General features: G+C 47.1%; 6 protein-coding genes. 2 read left to right on the plus strand and 4 right to left on the minus strand.

What is annotated here, in order from left to right; translation table 11 throughout:
* Positions 1 to 421: hypothetical protein (locus tag A9165_RS16035; RefSeq protein WP_141686178.1), on the minus strand; the 421-nt coding region annotated here is incomplete at its 3' end.
* 310 nt (positions 422 to 731) lie between these two features.
* On the opposite strand from A9165_RS16035, the gene A9165_RS16040 reads away from it, so the two are divergent.
* Together A9165_RS16040 and A9165_RS16045 are read left to right on the plus strand one after the other, a co-directional pair.
* Entirely contained in the window at positions 732 to 1,514 is a 783-nt protein-coding gene (locus A9165_RS16040) for a metallophosphoesterase (RefSeq protein WP_065956632.1), read from the plus strand.
* A 15-nt stretch (positions 1,515 to 1,529) separates the two neighbouring features.
* Entirely contained in the window at positions 1,530 to 3,311 is a 1,782-nt protein-coding gene (locus A9165_RS16045; protein WP_065956633.1) for a hypothetical protein, read from the plus strand.
* Between the two features lie 95 nt (positions 3,312 to 3,406).
* Here the strand turns inward: A9165_RS16045 and A9165_RS16050 are convergent, their stop codons facing one another.
* From A9165_RS16050 to A9165_RS16060, 3 genes are all read right to left on the minus strand, one after another.
* A complete protein-coding gene (locus tag A9165_RS16050; protein WP_065956634.1) occupies positions 3,407 to 4,669 on the minus strand; it encodes a VWA-like domain-containing protein in 1,263 nt (420 codons plus the stop codon).
* On the minus strand, positions 4,666 to 5,793 hold the full coding sequence (locus A9165_RS16055) for an ATP-binding protein (RefSeq protein WP_065956635.1): 1,128 nt from the start codon (positions 5,791 to 5,793) through the stop codon (positions 4,666 to 4,668). The genes A9165_RS16050 and A9165_RS16055 overlap by 4 nt, the downstream gene beginning before the upstream one ends.
* A gap of 166 nt (positions 5,794 to 5,959) precedes the next feature.
* Complete coding sequence (locus A9165_RS16060; protein ID WP_065956636.1) at positions 5,960 to 6,997, minus strand: hypothetical protein; 1,038 nt, start codon at positions 6,995 to 6,997, stop codon at positions 5,960 to 5,962.
* Between the last annotated feature and the right edge of the window lie 103 nt (positions 6,998 to 7,100).

Raw genomic sequence — 7,100 nt, forward strand, 5'->3', positions numbered from 1 at the left:
AAGATAGTTGACGCCGAACACGCGCGGCCTCACTCCATTTTGCGTAACTTTGTGCAAGTAATGGATAGAGCTTTACCATTATGTCAAATCGAGACAATGCCTTGTCATTAAAAGGCTCACCTTGCCAACCAGCAAGCGTGAGTGTGTCATACCAACTCAGTAACTGCCGGCTGACAACGCTGGGGCTCACTTGGAATGATTGGTAGGGTGCATCCTGTATTGAAAGAGAATCATTGAGTAGCGCTAACATAGCCTCTTGTCGGGTTTGCTCTTCAATCACAGGAAGCGCTAAACGACTTTCAAGTAAGGCCAAGAAAGAAAGACGCCCCAAGTGCTGCTGACCCAATCCATTTTTAAGCTGCAGAGCATGCTGACGTTCGAAGAAGTTAAGTGAAACACAATACTCAAGAGGTACTATCATCCATTTCCACCTTTAGTCACGTTATAAGCCTTGGACAAACAACAATTAATCAGTGAGTTATAATAAACATTAAAGAGTTATTAAATACCAATTTATTTTTACTAACTGTTAAAACCTATAGGTGTTCCAAATCAGTATTTCTGCTTTAACTAGGAAACATCATCATTCTCAGACTATCAGGACAATGCGACAAATTGCGTCGTGTCTTATAGATTAATTTTCAACGGGCAAAGCTGATTCGACACATCTTGTCGCAGGCACACTTTACACTTGGGAGTTGCTAGCCAATTACTCGCCAGGAGAAATGCCGATGCCAGAACCGATGCCATCCGTACCCAAACTCAAAGTGCTCAATGTTGAACACTACCGCAATATTTACTTCTGCGGTGATATTCATGGCCGTTTTGACTTGCTTGAACAGGCATTACATACGCGTCAGTTTGACCCAAGCAGCGATCTGCTGGTGCTGGTAGGTGATTTAATTGATCGGGGCGCCTATTGCCCGCAAGTAGTTGATTTTGTTTTAGAAGGACTTAGCAAAGGGCATGTCGCCATGGTAACGGGTAACCACGACCATTATCCAGTGGGTGATTACAATTACTGGATGCAGAATGATGGCGACTGGTTTGACCGCCTAAAAGCCTTTAACCGCGATGAAGCCAATACCGTGCTTACAAAATTACACCACTTGGCAGCTGAGCCATTGGCGCTAGAACTTATCACCTCAGATCTACGTCTCGGTGTGGTACATGGCGATGTGCCAGATAATTGCTGGCAGCGTTTGCGCAATTTAGCAAATGATAACGAGTTGAGTAACCAAACTGAGAAAAATGCGGCTGGCGAGCCGCGTTGGCAACGATGCTTACTGTCTGGCCGTGGGATCTTAAAAGCTAAACAATTAAATGACTTAGCAAGGTTACGCGTATCCAATATCGATTATGTGGTATCCGGCCATGTGGTGGTAAGAACCCCAGAATACATTTGCAACCGCGCCTATATTGATACCGGAGCATACTATACCCACCGGCTGACAGTAATGAGCTTACCTGAGCTGCTGGCCGGTTTTAATGCAGCTACCGCTAACCTTGCTTAATAATTGGAATACGCTATGACGATTATTAAGCATTTTAGCGATACCTCGCCTTTACCCTTAAATCAGGATTACAGCAGTTGCTTAACCGATAACCAGGTGGAGCAAGTGTATATTCAGCAGCGCGACCTGAAACACCTGGACCTTTATCAGGTTTGCGCATTGCAAACATTAGCGTTGCATTGCCCTGAGCCTGCCGAGCGGCACGTGCGGGTACAAGGAGCAAGTTCGTTAAAAAGCATGCAACTAAGTGGGCATAGCGAGAATCGTTGGGTGGTGCATCTTGATTTACCACATTTTCCACATGGCTTATCCATCGAGGCCCCATTAGCGCATCTGGATATGTGCTGGCTGCAGGATAACGAGCTGCTTACACTCACCCCGCAAATTAAAGCGGCCTTGTTTCATGCAGTGGTCTTTTTTGATTTAAGCCAAATGACGGTAAGCGATTTTTCTGCCTTGCAGGAATTGCCAGATCATAGCTTGGTGGTGTGTTACGGAGGCTATCAACAAGCATCTGTGCCTACTTTTGCTAATATTGAGCATTTATTGTTTACCGATATTGCTGGGATCGATTGCCTAACGGTTAGTCAGGTAAAACATCTTGTTGTGCAACGGGCGATAGGCTTGCGCACTATTGCGGTATTAGAACCGGGTTTGGCACGCCTGCAACTACAACAGTGCCCACAATTTAGTCAGCTCACTGCGCCTGCTGATTTTAGCGCTGAGGAAGCGCAGTTAACTGATGCAGCGCATGGCAGTGTTGCTCTTTCCGGCCGCTGGCAAAGCGTTAAACTACGCCGTTGCGCGCTAACTGAATTAGCTGCCGTGCAAATTGATCAACTTCATGTCACCGATTGCCCTAACCTGCAACGATTAGCCGTTGGCTCGCCACTGATCTTTACTAACGGCATCTTTGCCCCGGAATTACTGGATCAGTCCAGTTTTTCTATTAACGAGGGCATGATCCGTGACACCCTACAAAAACTGACTGAGCATATGGATCAGGAGTTGGTTGAGGCGTTGCTGCAACAGGCTCTTCGTCAATACAAGCCCTACAATGTTGGCCATGCCATTATGCTATTACAAGCATTAGCCGAGCTTGACTACGATATTGAGAAATTATGGGAACTCAGGGCGGTCTTACATCTTAAAAACCAACGACGCCAGGTACATTTCCGGCAAGAGCCAACGGGCATTAAGCTTTCAAACTGGCGCTGGAATATTAAGGTGGATCGTGTTTTTGAAAGTTATGAGGCTGATTTTTTGTTTTGGCTTAAAGCAAAGCGTAACGGCTTGCCAGAAGCAGACGATTTTATGCCCTTGATGGTACAGACGGCATTAACCAGCGAGCCGGTGGGCTTTTTTACGCTGTGTACCATGCTAAGTAGTGAGGCTGACCATCTGTTGTTGGACGAGAAGTTGGATTTTCTGGCGGTAATGACGCAGAAAAAACTGGCACAAACTAATACCTGGTTAAATTTGAATGAAAACTTAGTACCTGGTTTAAAGCGGTTATGCCACTATTTTAAACAGCTTAGCGCAACAGCAGAAGCTGATAACGCCGAGCAGCAACAGCTGCTTAAAATGCTGTTCCAATTTTTACTGCAAAGCGTATCACCTAAATTGCTTAGCGGCATTTTACCTGCTGCCATGCAGGTGTTTCCGGAATACGTTCGGCCTCAGCTTTTAGCCATGGCCAATGACAGTAAATTACCCTATATCACCAGATTTGCAGACGTTTCCTATGACAGTGTAAAGGTATGGTATACCAAGGCGGCACTGGCAAAATCCGCTTAATCACCTAATCAAAACGCCAGCTATCGTTATGATGCTGGCGTTAGATATTGGCTTAACGTTTTACCAAGAGGTGTAATTTCATCATTTTATCCGGCTTATTTAAGATGCAGCACTTCGCCCCACTTTATTGGCGGCTGACCATCAGGGCTTAGCACCCAAATGACCGGATAAGCAGGTGCCTCGACTGGCGCATTGCCATAACCATCTGTAAAAAATATCAACGCATTGGGTACGCCAACATGGTCCGGATCGTCAGCGATATAATGAAATACCGGAGTAAAGCTAGTGCCACCCAACCCCTTTGCTTGCCACTTTGTTAGCGCGGCCAGATCAGATTTGTCATAAAAACTAACATCGGTAATGCTGGCATCGCAGCTTATCACCTGCAATTGTACCTGTTCAAAACCCTGTAAGATGGCAGTAAGCTCGGCTAAAAACTTTGGTAAGTCTTGTAGGGTGCTGCCGCTGGTATCAATGGCGAGTGTCAACCGCAGACACTGCCCTTGCCTGCCTGGCAAATATAAGCCCTGGGCCAGATAGCGTCGGGCCGGTTTATGCCATTGATAACTGCCACTTATGGTGCGCTGAATAAAACGTTGCAATAAGGTAGGCCAATTCAGTTGTGGTTTAAGCGCATTTTTTATTACCTGTTGCACATCTGCCCCGAAGCTACCTGCAGTTATCCCAGTTACTTGTCCCGCTGCGGCGGTAAATTCGCGCCAACGTTCAACATCCATTTCAGTGGGGCTTTGTGGCCGGAAATCAGGATCGATCTTAAATTCCACTAAATCTGGCATACTGAGATCAGGTTGATGTTGGTCAAACTGTGCTCCGCCAGCGGGTAATCGATTGCCAGGCTGATAGTAGGTTTCTGACCATTCGTCTTCCGGTAATTTACCCAGCAAGGTATAAATTTGCTCGGCAGATTTACCCCGATAACTCTCATCAAACAAAATATTATTGGGCAGATCATCACGTTTAAAAAAGTAGCTCAAGATGCCATTGATTTCATAATCACAGGCGAAATTCCACCGCTGTTGATCACGCTGTTGCTGGCGTAGAAAATGCCCCATTACGCAATGCCACACCTCATGTGCGATAACGAAACGGCGCTGTGGCGCATTGCATTTACGCATAAAATCCAGGTTAAAAAAGATATGCTGGCTGTCGGTGCAGGCGGTGGGCAGCCGATCATCCACCACCACGACCATCTTTAAACGCATGGCCAGCACCGCCACAAAAGGCTGGCTCAGCAACATATCTGAACGCAGCTGCGATAACTCTTCTTGCATCTGCTGTTTATCCCGCAGTTCCAGCGCATTGGGATAGCGGCATTGGATACTGAGCGGCGCTGTCATATCGGCGCATCCTCGGCCAGGTTAGCCCCTTTCTCCAGATTAACGTGCTGCCCGTGTTTATCAGACCACTGGCTAAACTTGCTATGCCCCAGCAGTAAATCGGTTCGTCTTTGCACTTCACTCTCTTTTGGATGCTGTAAACAATCTACCAATGCCAAGGTCGCGAAGTCGGCGCTCATGGCAACGCCAATATCCAGAAAGCGCCCTATACGGGTTTCTAACATGGTATCTTGCCGCCAAAGCTGATGACTTAACGCTGAGCAGAAAGCAAAAAGCATATCTGGCCGCTCCGGGATCTGAATAGGCACTTTGCCGTTGAGCATTAGATCAATATCTGGCATTTCAGAGCGTGATTTTAAAAAGGCGATTAACTGATAAGCCGCCCCCGGCCCCACTAAACCACAGAGTATTTTTTGCAGTAGGCTTTCGCCTAATTGCTCGCGCTGCTTAAGATAAAACGATACTTTCTCCCAACTGCGCGGGCTAGGCCAACCCCGTTCAACATCGGTTTCCATATCAAAAAAACATTGTGGTTGATAACGCAAAAAGGCAATCAGGCCATCGTCGAGTTCATGATTACGTGCCCATAGCGTCCAGCTGTTTAAGTCGGCTTTAAGCTCCAAGTGGCAAAACCGGTTCGCCAGGGCGCTAGACATGGTATAGGCCACTGCGCGATCGCCACTGCGATTCCCAGCCGCTAATACCAACCAGCCAGGTGGTAATTGGTAAAGATCACCCAGCCGCCGATCGAGAATAATCTCATAAGCCGCTACTTGCAGGCTGCGATCGGCCGCAGTGATCTCATCAAACAAAATAATGCCACGGCTGTTCGGATCGCGTGGCCACTCGCCACTGAGTAACCAGTCAACCTGATCACCGCGCACTACCGGTAAACCACGAATATCCACCGGCTCACGCTGTGCAAGCCGGATATCGATAAAACCAATCCCCTGTTTTTTGCACAGCTCGCGTACGATAGTGCTTTTACCCACACCTGGTGGGCCCCATAGCATCACCGGCGCGACCAGCGATGCATGCTCAGCATTTTCCAGCAGCTTAAGTTGAAGCGATAGAAATTGTTGTAGCTCTTTTGGGGTGGTTAAGATCTGGCGATTTGCGGACATAGGCACCTCTGACTGATAGATAACCTAGCATAAGGCAGTGTTGCGACAAGATATGTCGCGCCATTGCCGAAGTCGAAAAATCAATGAGATAAGAGTGAATAATGATGTATCAGCAGCCAGGCTTTACCTTAGGCAAAGGCATTCAAGTACTGGCTTACTGCGCAAACTAGGTTAATGACGAGAGCAACGGCGCAAGCTGCGGGTTTGAATACCGGTAGCTCACAATTTTTACCTCTAAGGCGTAATCTTTATAACGAGTACAGGCTTGTTTAATCGCATTTAAGATCCACTGCGGTTGGTTACCAAAGGCGCCTCCGCCTAACAGCGTTAAATACAGCCGTTTATTGCCGGTGCGCTTTGCATTCACAACCGCTGCCGCAAAGGTTGCTTCATAGGCAGCTTCCAGAATTAAGCTTGCCAATGGCTGCCATAAATCATTGGAGTGGTAGCTATAAGCCACAGGCATTGCAGAGCAATAGGCTTGAGTAACCAAATGTGATGCCTGCTTTATCGTTACCTGAGTATCATATTGCAGCCCTATGCAAACCAGCTCTTTTAACTGCTGATATTCCGTTGGGTTTAGCCCTGCAAGCACCTTATTGATCAGAATAAGTTGCTGTTTACTTGGCAGTGCATACCCATTTTGCATTACCCAGGGTGACGTAATATTTGCATAGTCCGTTGCTGCCAGTAGACTGAAGTAACGCACCAATGCCTGCTCCAGCGAAGCAAGCATATTAAGCTGCTTATTGGCTGTTTGACCTTGCTGCTCGCCAACTGGTACAAAGTAATTGCGGTATATTAACCCCGCGCCGCAGGCAATGGCACAGGCAGGCCCCTGTGTTTTGTCGTTTTGATAGCGGGTAACACCCTGCTCCGGCGTTACATCTGGTGAGACCATCTCTAGTAGATTAAACTGCGATGCAACCTGGAATAAAGCACCGGCATTATCTGGGTTGGCATGCAATTCTTGTACATCCGCTACCACTTCTTCCAGCGACAAAACGCCGGTTACCGCTGCATCGGTATGCAAAACCAACTGCGCCTGTTCGTTTAACTCCGCTAACGATGGGGTACTAAGTGTCCCTGCTTGCACCACCTTACCCGAGTTTTTAAACAATAGCTTGTCACCCTGAACGGTAATCTGTTGTTGAACCTGTGACGGATCCTGCTCAGTAAAGCCGGTTAACTCTTCAAACCACATTCTGCTACCCCGCTTGACCTTAGTTTATTGATAAAATTTTCTTAGTGCTCTAATAATGCTCTCTTCAAGCAAACCAATCATGTTCGGCGTCAACTATCTTGGC

This window comes from Alishewanella sp. HH-ZS (assembly GCF_001704375.1).
GTDB classification, from domain to species: domain Bacteria; phylum Pseudomonadota; class Gammaproteobacteria; order Enterobacterales; family Alteromonadaceae; genus Alishewanella; species Alishewanella aestuarii.

Coding starts and splice junctions, on each gene's coding strand:
- A9165_RS16060 (WP_065956636.1), bottom strand. CDS start 6,997: ATGTGGTTTGAAGAGTTAACCGGCTTTACTGAGCAGGATCCGTCACAG.
- A9165_RS16045 (WP_065956633.1), top strand. CDS start 1,530: ATGACGATTATTAAGCATTTTAGCGATACCTCGCCTTTACCCTTAAAT.
- A9165_RS16055 (WP_065956635.1), bottom strand. CDS start 5,793: ATGTCCGCAAATCGCCAGATCTTAACCACCCCAAAAGAGCTACAACAA.
- A9165_RS16040 (WP_065956632.1), top strand. CDS start 732: ATGCCAGAACCGATGCCATCCGTACCCAAACTCAAAGTGCTCAATGTT.
- A9165_RS16050 (WP_065956634.1), bottom strand. CDS start 4,669: ATGACAGCGCCGCTCAGTATCCAATGCCGCTATCCCAATGCGCTGGAA.